The organism is Mycobacterium sp. Aquia_213 (assembly GCF_026625985.1).
In the GTDB taxonomy this organism is placed as follows: Bacteria; Actinomycetota; Actinomycetes; order Mycobacteriales; family Mycobacteriaceae; genus Mycobacterium.
This window is the reverse complement of record NZ_CP113116.1, coordinates 975,451-994,507: the sequence shown is the minus strand read 5'-3', so window position 1 is coordinate 994,507 and position 19,057 is coordinate 975,451. Positions and strand designations below refer to the sequence as shown.

Annotated in this window: 17 protein-coding genes and 1 pseudogene; 9 read left to right on the top strand and 9 right to left on the bottom strand. The window is 65.9% G+C overall.

Going from position 1 to position 19,057, the window contains the following annotated elements; genetic code table 11:
* Entirely contained in the window at positions 1-1,293 is a 1,293-nt protein-coding gene (locus LMQ14_RS04875) for a citrate synthase (protein WP_267733691.1), read from the bottom strand.
* Between the two features lie 182 nt (positions 1,294-1,475).
* Positions 1,476-2,102, bottom strand: coding sequence for a pyridoxamine 5'-phosphate oxidase (gene pdxH, locus LMQ14_RS04870; protein ID WP_267735350.1), 627 nt, complete (start codon positions 2,100-2,102; stop codon positions 1,476-1,478).
* Positions 2,103-2,206: 104 nt separating this feature from the next.
* Here pdxH and LMQ14_RS04865 point away from each other — a divergent pair, with 104 nt between their 5' ends.
* Together LMQ14_RS04865 and LMQ14_RS04860 are read left to right on the top strand one after the other, a co-directional pair.
* Complete coding sequence (locus LMQ14_RS04865; RefSeq protein ID WP_267733690.1) at positions 2,207-3,328, top strand: citrate synthase 2; 1,122 nt, start codon at positions 2,207-2,209, stop codon at positions 3,326-3,328.
* A 126-nt stretch (positions 3,329-3,454) separates the two neighbouring features.
* Positions 3,455-3,910, top strand: a complete 456-nt coding sequence (locus LMQ14_RS04860) for a VOC family protein (protein WP_267733689.1) — start codon at positions 3,455-3,457, stop codon at positions 3,908-3,910.
* Here the strand turns inward: LMQ14_RS04860 and LMQ14_RS04855 are convergent, their stop codons facing one another.
* On the bottom strand, positions 3,911-5,593 hold the full coding sequence (locus LMQ14_RS04855) for an FAD-dependent oxidoreductase (protein WP_267733688.1): 1,683 nt from the start codon (positions 5,591-5,593) through the stop codon (positions 3,911-3,913). It lies immediately after the preceding gene.
* 17 nt (positions 5,594-5,610) lie between these two features.
* Entirely contained in the window at positions 5,611-6,636 is a 1,026-nt protein-coding gene (locus tag LMQ14_RS04850; RefSeq protein WP_267733687.1) for an AurF N-oxygenase family protein, read from the bottom strand.
* Between the two features lie 245 nt (positions 6,637-6,881).
* On the opposite strand from LMQ14_RS04850, the gene serC reads away from it, so the two are divergent.
* Complete coding sequence (serC, locus tag LMQ14_RS04845; RefSeq protein ID WP_267733686.1) at positions 6,882-7,994, top strand: phosphoserine transaminase; 1,113 nt, start codon at positions 6,882-6,884, stop codon at positions 7,992-7,994.
* Positions 7,995-8,174: 180 nt separating this feature from the next.
* Positions 8,175-8,945: a septation protein SepH gene (gene sepH, locus LMQ14_RS04840; protein ID WP_267733685.1), complete on the top strand. Its 771-nt coding sequence runs from the start codon at positions 8,175-8,177 to the stop codon at positions 8,943-8,945.
* Here the strand turns inward: sepH and LMQ14_RS04835 are convergent.
* Genes LMQ14_RS04835 through LMQ14_RS04825 form a run of 3 tightly spaced genes read right to left on the bottom strand, consistent with a single transcriptional unit; the run spans position 8,942 to position 10,487 of the window.
* The gene (locus LMQ14_RS04835) at positions 8,942-9,232 is read right to left on the bottom strand and encodes a DUF2537 domain-containing protein (RefSeq protein WP_267733684.1); all 291 of its coding nucleotides are present in this window, start codon (positions 9,230-9,232) and stop codon (positions 8,942-8,944) included. The two genes, sepH and LMQ14_RS04835, sit on opposite strands and share 4 nt — an antisense overlap.
* Positions 9,229-10,059 carry a TrmH family RNA methyltransferase gene (locus LMQ14_RS04830; protein WP_267733683.1) on the bottom strand — a complete coding sequence of 277 codons (831 nt, stop codon included), beginning with the start codon at positions 10,057-10,059 and terminating at the stop codon, positions 9,229-9,231. The genes LMQ14_RS04835 and LMQ14_RS04830 overlap by 4 nt, the downstream gene beginning before the upstream one ends.
* Complete coding sequence (locus LMQ14_RS04825; protein WP_090606326.1) at positions 10,056-10,487, bottom strand: MarR family transcriptional regulator; 432 nt, start codon at positions 10,485-10,487, stop codon at positions 10,056-10,058. The genes LMQ14_RS04830 and LMQ14_RS04825 overlap by 4 nt, the downstream gene beginning before the upstream one ends.
* Before the next feature lie 131 nt (positions 10,488-10,618).
* Between LMQ14_RS04825 and LMQ14_RS04820 the strand changes: the two genes are divergently transcribed.
* The gene (locus LMQ14_RS04820) at positions 10,619-10,897 is read left to right on the top strand and encodes a DUF2530 domain-containing protein (protein ID WP_267733682.1); all 279 of its coding nucleotides are present in this window, start codon (positions 10,619-10,621) and stop codon (positions 10,895-10,897) included.
* Between the two features lie 251 nt (positions 10,898-11,148).
* Here LMQ14_RS04820 and LMQ14_RS04815 read toward each other — a convergent pair.
* A pseudogene (locus LMQ14_RS04815) lies at positions 11,149-11,925 on the bottom strand (DUF3027 domain-containing protein); the annotation flags it as partial.
* Between the two features lie 117 nt (positions 11,926-12,042).
* On the opposite strand from LMQ14_RS04815, the gene LMQ14_RS04810 reads away from it, so the two are divergent.
* The 4 genes from LMQ14_RS04810 to LMQ14_RS04795 all read left to right on the top strand — a co-directional run bounded on the left by LMQ14_RS04810 (position 12,043) and on the right by LMQ14_RS04795 (position 18,008).
* Positions 12,043-13,698: an MFS transporter gene (locus LMQ14_RS04810; protein ID WP_267735349.1), complete on the top strand. Its 1,656-nt coding sequence runs from the start codon at positions 12,043-12,045 to the stop codon at positions 13,696-13,698.
* Positions 13,695-14,183 (top strand): DUF2771 domain-containing protein, encoded by a 489-nt coding sequence (locus LMQ14_RS04805; RefSeq protein WP_267733681.1) that lies wholly within the window; start codon positions 13,695-13,697, stop codon positions 14,181-14,183. The genes LMQ14_RS04810 and LMQ14_RS04805 overlap by 4 nt, the downstream gene beginning before the upstream one ends.
* A 129-nt stretch (positions 14,184-14,312) precedes the next feature.
* Entirely contained in the window at positions 14,313-14,861 is a 549-nt protein-coding gene (locus LMQ14_RS04800; RefSeq protein WP_267733680.1) for a GAF domain-containing protein, read from the top strand.
* A gap of 273 nt (positions 14,862-15,134) precedes the next feature.
* Positions 15,135-18,008, top strand: a complete 2,874-nt coding sequence (locus LMQ14_RS04795; protein ID WP_267733679.1) for an RND family transporter — start codon at positions 15,135-15,137, stop codon at positions 18,006-18,008.
* Between the two features lie 42 nt (positions 18,009-18,050).
* Here LMQ14_RS04795 and LMQ14_RS04790 read toward each other — a convergent pair whose 3' ends face one another.
* On the bottom strand, positions 18,051-19,055 hold the full coding sequence (locus tag LMQ14_RS04790; RefSeq protein ID WP_267733678.1) for a glutathione S-transferase family protein: 1,005 nt from the start codon (positions 19,053-19,055) through the stop codon (positions 18,051-18,053).
* Positions 19,056-19,057 lie beyond the last annotated feature (2 nt).

Sequence of the window (19,057 nt, the reverse complement as noted above, 5' to 3'; positions counted from 1 at the left end):
CTATCGTCCGTCGATGCCGGCGTAGTCGCGCTCGGTGTAGCCGGTGTAGATCTGGCGCGGACGGCCGATCTTGCTGTCGCCCTCGTCGTGCATCTCCCGCCAGTGCGCGATCCAGCCGGGCAGCCGGCCCAGCGCGAACAGCACGGTGAACATCCGGACCGGGAACCCGAGGGCCCGATAGATCAGCCCGGTGTAGAAGTCGACGTTCGGGTACAGCTTGCGCTCGATGAAGTAGTCGTCGGTCAGCGCGGCCTCTTCGAGCTGCTTGGCGATGTCCAGCAGCGGGTCGCCGCCCAGCTTGGCCAGGATCTTGTCGGCCTGCTCCTTGACGATCCGGGCCCGCGGGTCGTAGTTCTTGTAGACCCGGTGGCCGAAGCCCATCAGCTTGACGCCCTCTTCGCGGTTCTTCACCTTGCGGACGAACTCGCTGACGTCGTCGCCGCTCTGGCGGATCTGCTCGAGCATCTCGAGCACGGCCTGGTTGGCGCCGCCGTGCAGCGGCCCCCACAGCGCGTTGATGCCGCCGGAGATCGAGGTGAACAGGTTGGCCTGCGACGACCCCACCAGCCGAACCGTCGACGTCGAGCAGTTCTGCTCGTGGTCGGCGTGCAGGATCAGCAGCATGTCCAGCGCCCGCACCACCTCGGGGTCGGCCTGGTAGGGCTCGGCGGGCAGGCCGAATGTCATCCGCAGGAAGTTCTCCACCAGCGACATCGAATTGTCCGGGTACAGGAACGGCTGGCCGACCGACTTCTTATAGGCGTAGGCGGCGATCGTCGGCAGCTTGGCCAGCAACCGGATCGTCGACAGCTCGACGTCCTCGTTGTCGGTTGGGTCAAGCGAGTCGGGGTAGTACGCGGACAGCGCGTTGACGGCGCTGGACAACACCGGCATCGGGTGCGCGTTGCGCGGGAAGCCGTCGAAGAACCGCTTGAGGTCCTCGTGCAGCATCGTGTGCAGCTGGATCCGCTTGGTGAAGTCGGCCAGCTGGTCGGTGGTGGGCAGTTCGCCGTAGATCAGCAAGTAGGAGACCTCGATGAAGGTCGACTTCTCGGCGAGCTGATCGATCGGGTAGCCGCGGTAGCGCAGGATGCCGGCGTCGCCATCGATGTAGGTGATCGAGCTCTTGCACGCGGACGTGTTGACGAAGCCGTTGTCGAACGTCGTATAGCCGGTCTTGGACAACAGCGGGCCCAGAGCAATACCGTCGGCGCCTTCGGTGGCTTTGACGATCTGCAGGTCGATCTCACCGCCTGGGTAGTTCAGAGTTGCGGTGTCGTCGGTGTCGGCCACGAGAACCCCTTTGCGCTCTGGCTGGTATGGCTGCGCCTTGACTAGGTGCGTACAGCTGAAGGTAGTCGTTATCGCGACGACGCGCCTGCCCGGGGTCTGCTCTGCTGACCTCGCGGCTTTCTTTGAGGTAAACCCCGCCTTATGGTGCGGTGTTAGGCCTCACCGCCGCCCGCCACATGTGATCAGGGCTGCAGCCGCTCGACGCGGCCACCGACGACCCGAATGCGGTTATGCAGCCGGTTTTCTCGGCCCTGCCAGAACTCCACTACTTCGGGCGCAATCAGGTACCCGCCCCAGTTCGGCGGCACCGGGACGCGCTCGGAATCGGCGAAGCGGGCGGTCACCTCGGCCAGCTGGTCGAGCAGCGCCGCACGGGATGCAATCGGCTGCGACTGGTGCGACGCCCACGCACCCAGCTGCGAGCCACGCGGCCGCTTGGACCAGTAGTCCTCGGTGGCCCGCGGGTCCACCTTGGTCACCGCGCCCCGGACGTGGACTTGGCGCCCCAGCAGGTACCAGGGAAAGGTCGCCGACGCATACGGCGTCTCGGCGAGCTCGATGCCTTTGGCCGAGTCGTAGTTGGTGAAAAAGGTGATACCGGTCTCATCGACGCTTTTGCACAGCACCGAACGGCTCATCGGCTTGCCGTCCGCGACCGTCGTCAGCACCATCGCGTTGGGCTCGGAGACCCCGAAGCGTTCGGCGTCTTCAATCCACGTCCGCAATAACGCAAGCCACCCATCGTCGAGCCAGGAAACGTCGAGATCCGAGCTCCCATCGCGCTCGGCTGACCCGTACTCCACGCGCATCCGCTGCAGGTGATCGTCGTCTGGTCCGGCCACCGCGCCAACGCTACCGGTGGTAGCTACCGGCCGGTAGCGTCGGCAAAACTCCGAGGTGCAAGAATTTTCCTATGTCTGTGGTCCCGGAAAATTTTGTCCCCGGTCTCGAAGGCGTCGTCGCCTTTACCACCGAGATCGCCGAGCCGGATAAAGACGGCGGCGCGTTGCGCTACCGCGGCGTCGACATCCAAGACCTGGTGGATCAGCAGGTGACATTCGGCGATGTCTGGGCTCTCCTGGTCGACGGTAGGTTCGGCCACGGTTTGCCGCCCGCCGAGCCGTTCCCGCTGCCGATCCACACCGGCGATGTTCGCGTCGACGTGCAGGCGGGCCTGGCGATGCTGGCGCCGATCTGGGGCTACAAGCCGCTGCTCGACACCGACGAAGCCGCCGCCCGCGACCAGCTGGCCCGGGCGTCGGTGATGGCACTGTCCTATGTCGCGCAGTCCGCGCGCGGCATCTACCAGCCGGCCGTGCCGCAACGGGTTATCGATGAATGCCAAACGGTCACAGCGCGTTTCATGACCCGTTGGCAGGGTGAGCCCGACCCGAGGCACGTCGAGGCCATCGACGCCTACTGGGTGTCGGCCGCCGAGCACGGCATGAACGCCTCGACCTTCACCGCCCGGGTGATCGCGTCCACCGGCGCCGACGTGGCCGCGTCCCTGTCCGGTGCCATCGGCGCGATGAGCGGGCCGCTGCACGGGGGCGCACCGGCGCGGGTGCTGCCGATGATCGAAGAGGTCGAGCGCACCGGCGACGCGCGTGGCCTGGTCAAGAAGATCCTGGACAGCGGCGACAAGCTGATGGGATTCGGGCACCGGGTCTACCGCGCGGAAGACCCCCGGGCGCGAGTATTGCGCGCGACCGCCGAGCGGCTGGGCGCGCCACGCCACGAGGTCGCGGTCGCGCTGGAGCAGGCCGCCCTGGCCGAGCTGCGCGAGCGCCGTCCGGACCGGGCGATCGAAACCAACGTCGAGTTCTGGGCCGCGGTCATCCTGGACTTCGCCGAGGTGCCGGCCAACATGATGCCGGCGATGTTCACCTGTGGGCGCACCGCGGGCTGGTGCGCACACATTCTCGAGCAGAAGCGGCTCGGCAAGCTGGTCCGCCCGTCGGCCATCTACGTGGGCCCGGCCCCGCGCAAGCCGGCTGACGTCGAGGGCTGGGACCGGGTTCTCACCAACGCTTAACCCCGTTGTCGGTACCCGGCGGTTGAATGGGTCCGCCGCGATGAGTTTGCATCGCGGGCGCAGTCAATAACCGTGAGTCAGTCCCGAGCCGGGGCTGGCGTACGACCCGACAGCAAGGAGACCCCAATGGCCATCAACATCGAACCCGCAGTCATCCCCCACCTCGTCGTTGACAACGCCGCGGCGGCAATCGATTTCTACGTCAAGGCTTTCGGCGCCGAGGAGCTGGGCCGCGTGCCCGGCCCGGACGGCAGGCTGGTCAACGCCGCGGTGCGCATCAACGGCTTTAACGTCATGCTCAACGACGACTTCCCGGAGACCTGTGGCGGCAAATCGATGACGCCCAAGTCACTGGGCGGCACTCCAGTGACCATCCACCTCACGGTCACCGACGTCGACACGAAGTTCCAACGGGCGGTGGACGCGGGCGCGACGGTGGTGGCGCCGTTGCAGGATCAGTTCTGGGGTGACCGCTACGGCGTGGTCGCGGACCCGTTCGGCCACCACTGGTCACTGGGCCAGCCGGTGCGCGAGGTCAGCCCCGAAGAGATCCAAGCGGCGATGTCCGGCGCAAGCGGGTAGCTAGCCGAGCAGCCGCGTCAGCAGCCGGCGCTTGGGCGCCGGCGGCGCGGTCGCCGCGGCCGTGAGCATGTCGGCGACATCGGTGAACTTGTTGCGCGGGCGGCCGTCGTCGATGCCACGGGCGATCTCGGCGGCATCGATGGCGGCCCATCCCGCGGAGTCGACGACGCCGGATTGGCGGGCGTGCACCAGCTCGTCCAGTCCGTCGGGCTTGGTCACCGGGTCGGTCAGCGTGCCGGCGTTGTAATCGGCGACCAGTGCCTGGACGGTTTGGAACGAACAGGACTTGTTGGTGCCGATGAATCCCGTCGGGCCACGCTTGATCCACCCCGCGACGTAGGCCCCGGTCACCGGCCGGCCGCAGCCGGGGTCGACGACGCGGCCGCCGTCGTTCGGAACGACCGATGCCGACTCGTCGAACGGGAGATCACGAATCAGCTTGCCGCGGTAGCCAATCGACGTCAGCACCAGACCCGCATCGATCCGGTGCACGTCTTCGGTGCCGGTGATCGAAAACTCCACACCGGCGGCGCGCTGCTCACCCAGCACGCGGGTCGGCGTGAGCTGATAGGCCAGCCGGATGCGGGGGCGGGTTGCCGGGGCCGACGCGTCGCCGAGCTTGCTCAGGATCTCGAGCTTGTTGCGGGTCAACGAGTCGGAGGCGGTCGCGAGATCGCGTGCCACCAGCTCGTGGTCGCCGCCGTCGAGGACGACGTCGGATGCGCCGGTGAGACCGATCAATTCGGGCAGGGTGAACGCCGAGTGGGCAGGGCCACGGCGCGCGGCGATGACGACCTCGCGGACCGCTGAGTTGCGCAGCGCCGCGAGTGCGCGGTCGGAGATATCGGTGCGGGCCAGGTCGTCGGGATCCGCGGTGAGCACGCGAGCAACGTCGAGGGCGACGTTGCCGTTGCCGATGATCACCACCCGTTCATGGCTGAGATCGACTGGCAGATCGTCGAAGTCGGGATGGCCGTTGATCCACGCGACGTGCTCGGTGGCGGTGCCGGTGCCCGGTAGGCCCATGCCGTCGATGTCGAGCCGGCGGTCGTCGGGCGCACCCACCGCGTACAGCACGGCGTGGTGATGCGCCAGCAACTCGGCATGGCTCAGGTGTTTGCCGATCTCGACGTTGAGGTAAAAGCGGAAGTGGCGATTTCGGGCGACCCGGTCGAAAAGCTGGGTCACCTTCTTCGTGTTCTGGTGATCGGGAGCCACCCCGGCACGCACCAAACCGTAAGGCGTGGGCAGCTTCTCGAAGACGTTGACCCGCACGCCATGCTGGATGAGCAGTTCGTCGGCGGCATACATCGCCGCGGGCCCGGACCCGACGATGGCGACGGTCAGCGGCCGACGGCGGGCATGCACCTCGGCGGCCGGGATCACCGGCGCCAGCTTCGACGTGGGCGGCAGCTTCACGTCGGCCGGTCGCTCCGGGTAGAACGAGGCGTTGATCTCGACGAACGGCAGCTGCGTGCTTTCCAGCCGGTTGTCGGGCGCGATCGCTCCCACCGGGCAGGCGCTCACACATGCGCCGCAGTCCACGCAGGCGGCCGGATCGATGTACAGCATCTCGGTCGTCGCGAATCCCGGCTCGTCCGGTGACGGGTGAATGCAATTCACCGGACAGGCGAAGACACAGGACCCGTCGTTACAGCACGACTGGGTAATAACGTGCGGCATAAGCGAACTCGCAGCGGCTACGCGGCCGGGACGGCGGACAGGTGCTGGCGCTGTGGCTCACTGCGGTAGCGCGACGGCTTGCCGTTGATCTTGCAGATCCGCCACATCAGCCGTGCGGAGCGGTTTTCCATCAGGCCGGTGTCGTAGGCCAACATCCGCACATCGCCAAACATGTCGCTGAGCCACTTGCGCGATTCCGGCGAGCGGAAGAACAGTTCCTTCTTGACCTCGCGCGGGATGTCGAACTCGCGCCAGAAGGCCTTGGGCGGCACCACAATTGCGCGGCACAACGCTTTCATCGTCAGCGGCAAGAACAGCGCGGTCCAGAACCGCTGCCTCTTGGTCAAATGCGGCAGCCGCTTCCGCAGGAACTCGTGCGCGAACGAAATGTGCCGCGCCTCCTCGGCCACGTGAATCGCCATCACCCGTTCCATGATCGGGTGCAGCGACTTGCCTTCGCGCAGCACATTTTTCTGCGTGTGGTCAATCGGTTCCTCACCGGCCAGCACGCCGATGAAGAACGCGATCGGCAACGGCCCAGCGGCCAGCGGGACCAACGGCGAGACCCACTTCAGCACCCGCGGCATGCCCGGGACGTCGGCACCGATCCGGTTGACCATCTCCTGGAACATCATGGTGTGGTTGCACTCTTCAACCGATTCGTGCAAGCAGTACCGATACTCCGGAGATCCGTTCGGCACCCAGAAGGTGTAGTTCATCAGGCCGCGGATCAGGATCGACTCGAAGTGCAGACCCACCTTGGCCACGTTCGCCTGGCGCCACATACCTATCTTGATCTGGCGCTCTTCGGGCTGTGCCTGATACCAGGGATGACGGCCCAACGGGTCGGTCGCCGGGAGAATCCACCGCGGGTCGTTCTCGGTGACGGCGAACTCCGGTGACTCCCAATCGATGTCGGTGTATGGGTTGAAGTTTCGCCGCACCGACCCCTCAGACAGTGTGGCGAGCATCTTCACGTACTCGGCGTCGTCGCGCACTTCCATCTTGTTGCGCCAGCGCCGGACCATTCGCGTCCTAGCCATACCCAAGCCCTCCCCAACGAGGTTTACATTTGGACGTCGTATGTCTAGACAGTACCGCAGGTACCGGGAACTGACTAGGGCCCCGCAAACACTGTTGCCTGACCAGTGGTCACCGACTTGGTGTGGCCTGGCTCACACTTTGGTGCCGCTGCAACAGCGCTGCCAGGCGTTAGGTAGCCGCTGGCGGGGCACAACAAACGGCCCGCCCCCATGCCGTCGCGAGTCGGCTCACTACCCTGGTGAGCATGGCTGACCAGCTTCAGATTCCCGCTGACATCAAACCCCGTGACGGCCGCTTCGGCTGCGGCCCATCCAAGGTCCGACCCGAACAACTACAGGCACTGACGACGACCGCGGCCGCGTTGTTCGGCACCTCGCACCGGCAGGCGCCGGTCAAGAATCTGGTGGGCCGGGTGCGCAAGGGGGTGTCGGAGCTGTTCTCAGCGCCCGACGGGTACGAGGTCATCGTGGGCAACGGTGGCGCGACCGCGTTCTGGGACGCCGCCGCGTTCGGGCTGATCGACAAACGCTCACTGCACCTGACCTATGGCGAGTTCAGCTCGAAGTTCGCCTCGGCGGTCGCCAACAACCCGTTCGTCGGGGATCCGATCATCGTCAAGGCCGACGCCGGCAGCGCACCCGAGCCGCAGACCGACCCGTCCGTCGACGTGACCGCGTGGGCGCACAACGAGACGTCGACCGGCGTCGCTGTCCCGATCCGGCGCCCGGCGGGTGACGCGCTGGTTCTCATCGATGCCACGTCGGGCGCGGGCGGGCTGCCGGTCGACATCGCCGACACCGATGCCTATTACTTCTCGCCGCAGAAGAACTTCGCCAGCGACGGCGGATTGTGGCTGGCCATCCTGAGCCCCGCCGCGTTGGCCCGGGTCGAGGCCATCGCCGCGTCCGGACGCTGGGTTCCCGACTTCCTCTCGCTGCCCATCGCGATCGAGAACAGCCTCAAGGATCAGACGTACAACACCCCCGCGATCGGCACGCTGGCGCTGATGGCCGAACAGCTCGACTGGATGCTGGGCAACGGCGGACTGGACTGGGCGGTCAAGCGCACGGCGGACTCGTCGCAGCGGTTGTACTCATGGGCGCAGGAGCGGCCGTACACCACGCCGTTCGTCTCCGACCCGGCGCTGCGCTCCCAGGTGGTGGGCACGATCGATTTCGTCGACGACGTCGACGCCGCGGCGGTCGCCAAGACTTTGCGGGCTAACGGGATCGTCGACACCGAGCCGTATCGCAAGCTCGGCCGCAACCAGTTGAGGATCGCGATGTTCCCCGCGGTCGACCCCGACGACGTCAGCGCGTTGACGCAGTGCGTCGACTGGGTCGTCGAACGGCTGTAGTTCGCGACGATGCGGCCCGGACCGGGCAGCTGAGGAGCCGGACAAATTCAATACCGACCCGTCGGCCATCCCTGCGCAAACCGCCCAGCGTGTCAGCACAGGTTGTGGGCGTTAGCTGGACTAGAGTGCGGCACAGTGATGGGTCGTCGCTGACCTGCACAAAGCCTGCGAGGAGAAGCCATGCGGGAACTCAAGGTAGTTGGGCTCGACGCCGACAGCAAATACATCCTCTGCGAGGGCGATGACCCCGCGGAGCAATTCAAGCTGGCGGCCGACGATCGACTGCGGGACCTGGTGCGCAAGGAAGTGGCGCCGCCGGAGCAACCGCACCTCGACATCGAGGTCACCAACATGCTGAGCCCCAAGGAAATTCAGGCCAAGATCCGGGCCGGCGCGTCCGTCGAGCAGGTGGCCGCGGCGTCGGGCTCAGACATCTCGCGGGTCCGCCGGTTCGCCCACCCGGTGTTGCTGGAGCGCTACCGCGCCGCCGAGTTGGCAACGGCCGCACATCCGATGCTTGCCGACGGCCCCGCGGTGATGACCCTGCTGGAGACGGTGAGCACCGCAATGGTCGCGCGCGGTCTGGACCCCAGCGGACTCAGCTGGGACGCGTGGCGCAATGAGGACAACCGCTGGACCGCGCAACTGGCGTGGAAGGTCGGCCGCTCCGACAACCTGGCACATTTCTGCTTCATGCCGGGCGCCCACGGCGGAACGGTCACCGCGATCGACGACGCGGCCAGTGAGCTGATCGACCCGAACTTCGAGCGTCCGCTGCGCCCGCTTGCCCGCGTGGCCCACGTCGAGTTCGAAGAACCCGCTGCGGCAGCGCCCGCGCAGCCGGCACCCGCCGCGCCGCCGGGGCCGCCGGTGCACAGCCGTCGCGGCAAACCCGTGATTCCGGCCTGGGAGGACGTGCTGCTCGGAGTGCGCTCGGGCGGACAGCGCTAGCTCGACAGCGTGAGCGCGAGCAGCGCCAGCCACGCGATCGTCACACCCACACCCGCGCCCAGCACAAACCAGCGCAGCACCGGTGTGCGCCGCCACCCCCACAGCGTCGGCGCCAGTCCCCCCGCGGCCACCACATTGAGCCCGACGGCCAACAGCGGATGCACCCGGACCAGACCGAGACTGAGCACCACAATCGCCGCGCCGGTCACCGCGGCGACAAACCCCGCGACCGTCAAACCCGTTGCCCAGGGCACAGACTGGGTGCGCTGGCCGAATTTGTCGCTCACGCGCCGAGCCTAACCCGCTCGTAGAACGCCAACGCCGCGGCAGTCGCGACGTTGAGCGAATCCGTGCCGCGTGACATCGGGATGCGTACCCGCACGTCGCTCAACTTCAGGGCGGCCGGAGTCAGGCCCGGCCCTTCGGCGCCGACCAGCACCGCGACCCGGTCGTCGCGCGCGGCGGCCATCGCTTCGGCCAGCACGCGCGCCTCGCCGTCCGGGGTCATCGCGAGCAGCCGGAAGCCGCTCTCTTTCAGCATCCCGAGATCGGCGGGCCAGTTCGCGGAGCGGGCATACGGCACCAGCAGCGCATGCCCCATCGACACCCGCACGGCGCGTCGGTACAGCGGATCGGCGCAGCCGCTGCCGAACACCACCGCGTCCACGCCCAGCCCGGCCGCATTGCGGAAGATGGAGCCCAGGTTTTCGTGGTCGTTGACGCCTTCGAGCACGGCGATGGTTCGCGCGCCCTCGACCAGCTGGCCCACGCTCGGCTCGGGCACGCGTCGCGCGGCGGCCAGCACCCCGCGGTTGAGGTGGAAGCCGACCACCTGCGCCATGACCTCGGCGGATGTCCGGTAGAACGGTGCCGAGCATGCCGGGCCGGGCAAGTCGTCCTTGAGTTCCTCGAGCCTGCGCTCGGTGCCGAGCAGGGCGTGCGGGGTGAACCGGGACGCCAGCATGCGCTGCACGACCAGCACACCTTCGGCGATCACCAGCCCTTTGCCGGTGGGCAGGTCGGGGCGCCGGTCGATGCTGTTCAGGTCACGGAAATCGTCGAGCCGAGGGTCGTCGGGATCGTCGACGTCCTGGACATCCAGGCGCGAACTCACGGGCTTTCGTCGACCAGCGCCAACATCAAGTCGGCCGCCTCGCGAAGGGTGGCGCGCTTATCGCTGTCCATCGTCGCGAGCTGTTCGGCCAGCCACTCCTGACGGGCGCGCCGGGCCGCTTTGACCAATTCGGCTCCCGACTCCGAAACCGACACCAGCACCTGCCGGCCGTCGACGGGGTGCGGGGTGCGGTCCACGAAGCCCTCGTCGGCGAGCGACGCGATCACCCGGGTCATCGACGGAGGCCGGACGCGTTCGCGAATCGCCAAGGCGCCGGGCGTCATCGCGCCCTCGTTGGCCAGGGTCGTCAATGCCGACAGCTGAGAAAGCGATACCGGAGCGGACGGATTCCGAAACCGCAGTTGGCGGGCCAGCCGCATGACCGCCAACGACAGGTCGGCCGCCAGCCGCGCATCGCTGTCAGGCATGGCGCGAGGTTACATCGGAACTCGAGAATTCGGGCTAAGAAACGTCGAAGGGTGGCCTACGACGCATTCGCCAAGACGGCCGCCCGCAACCCGCGCCGCGGCGGCCTCGGCTGCGGGTTAGATTGATCGCGATGAGCGCCGAACCCGGCCCGACTCCCGAGCCACCACCGCTGCCACCCGTGCTGCTGCGGGTGTGGCCGTTCATCGCCATCGGCGCCGTGGGCTGGCTGATCGCCGTGGCCGTCGCGTTTCTTGTTCCCGCCCTAGAGAATTGGCGTCCGATCGCGCTGGCCGGGCTGGGAACTGGCGTCGTGGGTACGTCGATCTTCTTGCTGCAGCTCGCCGGTGCCCGACGTGGCGAGCGCGGCGCACAGAAGGGTCTGGAAACCTTTCTCGACGGCAATAACTAGTCGGGCGAGTCCGTCGCGGATTCCGGGGCGTCCGACGCGGCTTCGGGTGACTCGGCCGGCGCTTCGAGTGTTTCGGAAGCCTGCGGCACCTCGGATGTCTCGGCCACGGTCTCGGCGACGGCCTCGGGCACCGCAGCGGATTCCGCTGCGGAATCTGCCGACGCCTCGGGCAATTCTTCGGGCGGCTCGGTCCCATCGGCCGGGGCCTCCGGCGGATCTGCCGGCGGCTCGGCCAGCTCTGCCGTGGGGTCCGGCGGCGCCATCACGTCGAGGACACCGTCGTCGAAAGGCTCGTACGCCGGCGAACCGCTGCCCGCCGGCGCCGGTGTGTCGGAGTGGGCGCCGCAGCCGTACTGCTTGTCGACGATGTGTCCGTCGGCCGACAGCTCGTTGCCGCATACCCCGAACATCGCGCCCAGCGATCCCGCCAGCGGCAGGAAGAAGCCGCAGTCGCGGCACACCCGCTTGGTGGACCGCGCCATCGCCGAGTCGGGACCGTAGTCCCCGGTGTGCCATCGCTCGGCCGCGTCGGCGCGACCCCACAGACCCATCACCCAACGCCGGCCCAGCCCGACCTCGGCGGCCGTCTCGTCGACCTGCGGGTCGCCGCTGGAGGTGAAACCGGGGACCAGCCGCTCGTCGTTCGCCGCCGGCGGCAGCAGATCGCCGGGGCTCAAATCCCCTTTTCGCACCCGCTGGTCCCACGGCACCCAATCGGGCGCCAGCAGCGACGTGGGCCCGGGGATCAGCACGACTTCACTGATGGTGGCCTGGTCGGCGCCGGGGTAAGCGGCTACGACGGCGGCCCACTGCCACCCGGTGTAACCAGGCAGGTGAGCCAAGAATCGGTGGGTGGCGGCGGTCGGGTCCTCGTAACTGACGCCCAGGTAATCCCCTACCGCGTCGGGTCCGCTGAACTCCGCGACGGCTGCCCTGGCCTGATCGACCGCACCCCGAAGCACCGCCGCCAACCCGTCGGGCCACTCGGCCACGGTTGCCACGGCGGATTCCTCGATGGGCCCGGTCACGCTCTCTTCTCCATGCATTGCGTCTCCAATACTAGGTTGGCGAGCCACGCCCGGTTGCCCCTCGGTATAAGAGAGAATTGATTTGTGTCTGGACGGCGGCGTGATGATCCGGGCCGCGTGGGCCCCAACTCGGGCCGCCGGACCCGCAATGGTTCGACCAATCAGCACCCCGGCATGGCCAACTACCCCACCGACGACGCCGACTATCGACGCACGCGGCGCCCGCCACCGCCGCCCAGCGCCAACCGCTATCTGCCGCCGCTGGGCCGGCAGAAGGCACCGAACCGCGACACCCCGCCGCCACGCCGCCCCTCCCCTGGTGAACGTGAACGGATCACCGTCACCCGCGCGGCCGCCATGCGCAGCCGCGAGATGGGCTCCCGGATGTACTGGATGGTCCAGCGGGCGGCCACCGCCGATGGCGCCGACAAGTCCGGCCTCACGGCGCTGACGTGGCCGGTGGTCGCGAACTCGGCGGTCGACTCGGCGATGGCCGTGGCGCTGGCGAACACGTTGTTCTTTGCCGCGGCCAGCGGGGAGAGTAAGTCCAAAGTTGCGTTGTACCTGTTGATTACGATCGCGCCCTTCGCGGTCATCGCACCGCTCATCGGTCCGGCCCTGGACCGCCTGCAGCACGGCCGCCGCGTCGCGCTGGCTCTGTCGTTCGCGCTGCGCACCGTGTTGGCGGTAGTGCTGATCATGAACTACGACGGCGCCAGCGGCAGTTTCCCGTCGTGGGTGCTGTATCCGTGCGCGCTCGCGATGATGGTGTTTTCGAAGTCGTTCAGTGTGCTGCGCAGCGCGGTGACACCACGGGTGATGCCGCCGACCATCGACCTGGTGCGGGTCAACGCCCGGCTGACCATGTTCGGTCTGCTCGGCGGCACGATCGCCGGCGGTGCGATCGCCGGCGGGGTCGAGTACGCCGGCACGCAGCTCTTACAACTGCCCGGGTCGTTGTTCGTGGTGGTCGCGGTGACGATCGCCGGCGCGATGCTGTCGATGCGGATTCCACGCTGGGTCGAGGTGACCGCCGGTGAAGTCCCCGCCACCCTGAGCTATCGCCACGACAGCGAACCGGCGCGGCGGAGCTTTCATAAGGAAGTCAGCGGGGCACTGCGACAACCATTGGGCCGCAACATCATTACCTCGCTGTGGGGCAATTGCACGATCAAGGTGATGGTCGGGTTCCTGTTTCTGTATCCCGCGTTCGTCGCAAAGTCGCATGAAGCCGCCGACGGCTGGGCTCAGCTCGCGATGCTGGGCATCATCGGCGCGGCGGCCGGGATCGGCAACTTCGCCGGCAATATGACCAGCGCGCGGCTGAAGCTGGGCAGGCCGTCGATCCTGGTGGTGCGCTGCACCGTGGCGGTGTGCGCGGTCGCGTTGGCCGCCGCGGTGGCCGGCACCCTGATGGCAGCCGCGATCGCCACCCTGATCACCTCCGCCGCCGCCGCAATCGGCAAGGCGTCGCTGGACGCATCGCTGCAAGACGACCTGCCCGAGGAATCCCGGGCGTCGGGATTCGGGCGCTCGGAGTCGACGCTGCAGCTGGCCTGGGTGTTGGGCGGTGCGGTGGGAGTAATGGTCTACACCGAGCTGTGGGTAGGCTTCACCGCCATCAGTGCGATATTGATTCTGGGATTGGCCCAGACCATCGTCAGCTTCCGCGGCAACTCGTTGATCCCGGGCCTCGGCGGTAACCGGCCGGTGATGGTCGAACAAGAAGGCATGCCCCGCGACAACGGCATGACCGCGGCGGTGCCGAAGTGAAACGTGGTGTGGCCGTGGCGCTTGCGGTCGTCGTCACGCTGCTGGCCGCGGGCGCCGGGGTCGGCACCTGGTGGCTAGTGCGCGACTCCGGCCCGCAGCGACCGGAGATCAGCGCGTATTCGCACGGGCACTCGGTTCGGGTGGGGCCCTACCTGTACTGCAACGTGCTCAACCTCGACGACTGCCAGCAACCGAAGGCTCAGGGCGAGCTGCGGGTCAACGGCAACTATCCGGTGCAACTCTCGGTCCCCGAAGCGATTTCGCGGGCACCGTGGCGGCTGCTGCAGGTGTATGAAGACCCGGCCAACACCGCGACCACCATGTTCCGTCCGGGTACCCGGCTCGCGGTCACGATCCCGGCGATCGACCCGCAGCGCGGACGGCTGACCGGAATAGTCGTGCAGCTACTGACTTTGGTGGTCGACCCGTCGGGTGAACTGCACGATGTCCCGCATGCGGAATGGTCGGTGCGGCTGACGCACTGAGCCGGGCGAACTGGTGTCGACGCCGACGTTATCGAAGTCGGCCCCCGTTGGCCGCCACCGGGCTCAGAGGTTTGACCACTTGTCGGCATTTTTATTCGGCGCCAAGACAACTCCCGTACCATCAGCTCGGTGGGGCAGGACTGGCTGCTGGTCGAAATGTTGGGTTCTGATCCCTACCTCGTCGCGCAAGGATACCGTTTAAGCAAATTTGTACCACTGCCTTCCTTTTTCAGAAGAAGGTCAAATATTGACGAGACAACGGCCACCTTGAGCGCGACCGCAAAAAGCAAGAAGGCCCGCGTAGTAAACGCGCAGGATCATAATGCCGTTATCTGCACTGAGCCGGTCGTCATGAGTGATGGACAGGTCCACGGAGTCCACCTGTGGATGGGTCAGCCCTATGTGCGCCCGCAACCTCGAACGGTGCCGGGAGCTGTTGTGTGGGACCTGACAGAGGACGAGGCGACTGACACCCCTCAGGTCCTATGGAATGCCGGCATTCTCGCAGCGGCCATCAATTGCCCACCCAACGACACGCTCTGCAGCACGTGGAATGTAGCTGGCCATGATGGCACACCAATTCGCGTAAGTTTCGCCGCACGGGCACGACTCGAAGAGAATGCAGGCGGATGCACCGTCGGCCGGTTTCACCGCCCACGCAGTCTTGGGGCCGGCTAGTGGCGTGGCCGCGGGAAAGGCGGGGTCATGGCGGGGAAACAAAGGCCTGTGGAATCGACTGCGGTGTATGCGATTTCCATGTTGCTCTATCTGTTGGGGTGGCAATTCGCCAGCAGGATTCTGCAATAGGGCCTTTAGCGACCCGCCGATGAGGCTTTTGCACGCCCATGCGGGAATATTCCTCGTCGCGGCATCACCATTGATGCTGAAGGCAAGAATGCGGAGAATAGGCAACGACGTGCATGCCCTGACCCTCGGTCTGGTGAAATGAGCATGAGCACGGGCTTCGAGACCGACCGAGCCGAGCGGTTGCCGACGGCGTACGAACCCGCGCCGGAAAAGATTCCGCGGTTCATCCGCAGGTTCGCCGTACCGATCATCCTGGGCTGGTTGGCGCTCATCGCCGTGCTCGGCACTTCCGTCCCCGACCTCGATGAGGTGGGGAAAATGCGTTCGGTGTCGATGGCGCCTGACGGCATGCGATCGGTGGTCGCGAGCAAGCTCATGGGCGTGGCGTTTGACGAGTACAAGTCCAACAGCTCGGTGACGATCGTTCTGGAGGGGCAGCAGCCGCTCGGGGCCGATGCCCACGCGTACTACGACCAGATGGTCAAGAAGCTCGACGCCGACACCAAACATGTTGAGCACGTTCAAGACATGTGGAGCGACCCGCTGACCGGGGCGGGCGCGCAAAGTAACGACGGCAAGGCCGCTTATGTGCAGTTGAGTCTGGTCGGCAACCAGGGCGAAGCTTTGGCCAACGACTCCGTCGAGTCCGTCCAAAGCATCGTCAAGAGTGCGGCCCCGCCCAACGGGGTGAAGGTCTACGTCACCGGGCCCGCGGCGCTATCGGCCGACCAGCGCGTGGCCGGTGACCGCAGCCTGAAGGTCATCACGCTGTGCATCTTCACCGTGATTATTACCGTGCTGCTGTTGGTGTATCGCTCGATCGTCACGGTGTTGCTGACGCTGGTGATGGTGGTGTTGGAGCTGTCGGCCGCGCGCGGGACGGTGGCATTCCTGGGCTACTACAAGATCATTGGGCTCTCGACGTTCGCGACGAGCCTGGTCGTCACGTTGGGGATCGCGGCGGCCACTGACTATGCGATCTTCTTGATCGGCCGGTATCAGGAAGCCCGGGGTAGGGGTTTCTCCCGAGAAGACGCCTATTACGACATGTTTCACGGCACCGCACACGTGGTGCTCGGTTCGGGCCTGACGATTGCCGGCGCGACGTTCTGCCTGCACTTCACCAACCTGCCGTATTTCCAGACGTTGGGTATCCCGTTGGCCATCGGCATGGTGGTCGTGGTGGCCGCCGCCTTGACGCTGGGCCCTGCGGTGATCTCGGTGGTGACGCGTTTCGGCAAGACGCTGGAACCCAGGCGGACACAACGTATTCGGATGTGGCGCAAGATCGGCACATTCGTGGTGCGCTGGCCCGGTCCCATCCTGGTCATGACGATCGCTGTGGCGCTGGTCGGCTTGCTGACGTTGCCCGGGTACCGCACCAACTACAACGACCGCGCCTATCTGCCCACCGACCTACCCGCCAACGAGGGATACGCGGCGGCCGATCGGCACTTCTCGCAGGCGCGGATGAACCCCGAAATGCTGATGATCGAGAGTGATCACGATCTGCGCAACTCCGCGGACTTCCTGGTCATCGACAAGATCGCCAAGACGATCTTCCGGGTACCGGGAGTCGGTCGCGTGCAAGCGATCACCCGCCCCGACGGCAGACCGATTGCGCACACCTCGATCCCGTTCCTGATCAGCATGCAGGGCGTCAGCCAGCAGATGAATCAGAAGTACCAAGAAGACCAGATGGCCGACATGCTCAAACAGGCCGACATGATGCAGACGACTATCGACAGCATGCAAAAGATGTCAGACATCACCGCGAAGATGGCCAACGATATGCACCAGATGGTCGCCAAGATGCATGCGATGACCCTGGATGTTTCTGAATTACGGGACCACATGGCCGATTTCGAAGATTTCTTCCGACCGATTCGCAACTACTTCTACTGGGAAAAGCACTGCTTCGACATCCCGGTGTGCTACTCGTTACGATCCGTCTTCGACCTGTTCGACGGTGTCGACACGACGACGGATGACATCCAGAGCCTGCTGCCCGTCATGGATCACCTCGACACTTTGATGCCTCAGATGGTGGCGCTGATGCCAGCAATGCTGGAAAACATGAAGGCCATGAAAGTCACGATGCTGACCATGTATTCGACGCAGAAAGGTCTATTCGATCAGCAGAACGAGGCGCAGAAGAACTCCAACGCGATGGGCAAGGCGTTCGACGCGTCCAAGAACGACGACTCGTTCTACCTGCCCCCGGAAGCCTTCAGCAATGCCGAGTTCAAAAAGGGCATGAAGAATTTCATCTCACCCGACGGCCATGCGGTGCGATTCATCATCAGCCATGATGGCGATCCGATGTCAGTCGATGGCATTTCGCACATCCCAGCTATCCGGCAGGCCGCGTACGAAGCACTCAAGGGCACGCCGTTGGAAGGCTCCAGGATCTACCTCGCGGGCACCGCGTCGATCTATAGCGACCTTAGGGACGGCAATACCTACGACCTGTTGATCGCCGGAATCGCTTCGCTCTGTCTGATTTTCATCATCATGCTGATCATCACCCGAGGTGTGGTGGCCTCGGCGGTCATCGTGGGAACGGTCTTGATTTCGCTGGGTGCGTCGTTCGGGTTGTCCGTGCTGATCTGGCAGCACATCATCGGCATCGAGCTGCACTGGATGGTGCTGGCGATGTCGGTCATCATCCTGCTGGCCGTCGGCGCCGACTACAACCTGCTGCTGGTGGCCCGGTTCAAAGAAGAGATCCATGCCGGTCTGAACACCGGCATCATCCGGTCGATGGGCGGCACCGGCTCGGTCGTCACCTCGGCGGGGCTGGTCTTCGCTTTCACGATGATGGCCATGGCAGTTAGCGAGCTGACCATCATGGGCCAGGTGGGTACCACCATCGGCATGGGCCTGCTCTTCGACACCCTGATCGTCCGGTCGCTGATGACGCCATCCATTGCCGCGCTTTTGGGCAAGTGGTTCTGGTGGCCGCAACGAGTCCGGCAACGCCCAGTCCCCTCGCCCTGGCCGGCACCGGTCAAGTAATCGAAGCCGCAAACGTCCCTGTGTGCGTCGGTCCGTTCGCGGTTATGCACCGTGGCCGGCCGGCACTCGCTCGCCGTCAACCGGTGGCCCGGGTGGCGTTCCGTCGCCGAACGGCTTGCCCCCCAACGATTCCCGTCCGTGTTCGGTAAGCCAGTTGGCCAGATCCGGCCCCTTGGGCACGATACGGGTCGGATTGATATCGGCATGCACGATGTAATAGTGCTGTTTGATCTGGACGAAGTCGACGGTGTCCCCGAAGCCCGGCGTCTGGAACAGGTCACGCGCGTAGGCCCACAACACCGGCATCTCGCTCAGCTTGCTGCGGTTGCATTTGAAGTGCCCGTGATAGACCGGGTCGAAACGGGCCAGCGTGGTGAACAGTCGCACGTCGGCCTCGGTGATGGTGTCGCCCAACAGGTATCGCTGGTTGGTCAGCCGATCGCTCACCCAGTCCAGCGCGGTGAACAGCCGGCCATAGGCGGCGTCGTAGGCGTCCTGCGAGCCGGCGAAACCGCACCGGTACACCCCGTTGTTGATCTCGGTGTAGATCCTCTTGCTGACCTCGTCGATCTCGGCGCGCAGCCGCTCGGGGTACAGCTCGGGCGCACCATCGCGATGGTAGGCGGTCCACTCCGTGGACAAGTCCAGGGTCATCTGCGCGAAATCGTTGGTGACGACGGCGCCGGTTCCGACGTCGACGATCGCCGGGACGGTGATCCCTTTGGGGTAATCGGGGAAGCGTTTGAAGTAGGCGTCTTGTAGCCGCGGGATCTTCAGAACCGGGTCGACGCCACCCGGGTCGAGGTCGAACGTCCAGCTGCGCTGGTCGTGGGTGGGGCCGCAAAACCCAATGGAGAGAGCATCTTCCAGGCCCAGCAACCGGCGGACGATGATTGCGCGGTTCGCCCACGGGCAGGCGCGAGCGACGACGAGCCGATACCGCCCCGGTTCGACGGCATAGCCGTCGCGTCCGTCGGCGGTGATGCGGGTGGTGATGTAGTTGGTGTCACGGGTGAATTCGCCCGCACCGGCGACATAGGTGGACATGC

Coding starts and splice junctions, on each gene's coding strand:
- serC (WP_267733686.1), top strand. CDS start 6,882: ATGGCTGACCAGCTTCAGATTCCCGCTGACATCAAACCCCGTGACGGC.
- LMQ14_RS04820 (WP_267733682.1), top strand. CDS start 10,619: ATGAGCGCCGAACCCGGCCCGACTCCCGAGCCACCACCGCTGCCACCC.
- LMQ14_RS04865 (WP_267733690.1), top strand. CDS start 2,207: ATGTCTGTGGTCCCGGAAAATTTTGTCCCCGGTCTCGAAGGCGTCGTC.
- LMQ14_RS04825 (WP_090606326.1), bottom strand. CDS start 10,487: ATGCCTGACAGCGATGCGCGGCTGGCGGCCGACCTGTCGTTGGCGGTC.
- sepH (WP_267733685.1), top strand. CDS start 8,175: ATGCGGGAACTCAAGGTAGTTGGGCTCGACGCCGACAGCAAATACATC.
- LMQ14_RS04795 (WP_267733679.1), top strand. CDS start 15,135: ATGAGCACGGGCTTCGAGACCGACCGAGCCGAGCGGTTGCCGACGGCG.
- LMQ14_RS04860 (WP_267733689.1), top strand. CDS start 3,455: ATGGCCATCAACATCGAACCCGCAGTCATCCCCCACCTCGTCGTTGAC.
- pdxH (WP_267735350.1), bottom strand. CDS start 2,102: ATGCGCGTGGAGTACGGGTCAGCCGAGCGCGATGGGAGCTCGGATCTC.
- LMQ14_RS04850 (WP_267733687.1), bottom strand. CDS start 6,636: ATGGCTAGGACGCGAATGGTCCGGCGCTGGCGCAACAAGATGGAAGTG.
- LMQ14_RS04790 (WP_267733678.1), bottom strand. CDS start 19,055: ATGTCCACCTATGTCGCCGGTGCGGGCGAATTCACCCGTGACACCAAC.
- LMQ14_RS04855 (WP_267733688.1), bottom strand. CDS start 5,593: ATGCCGCACGTTATTACCCAGTCGTGCTGTAACGACGGGTCCTGTGTC.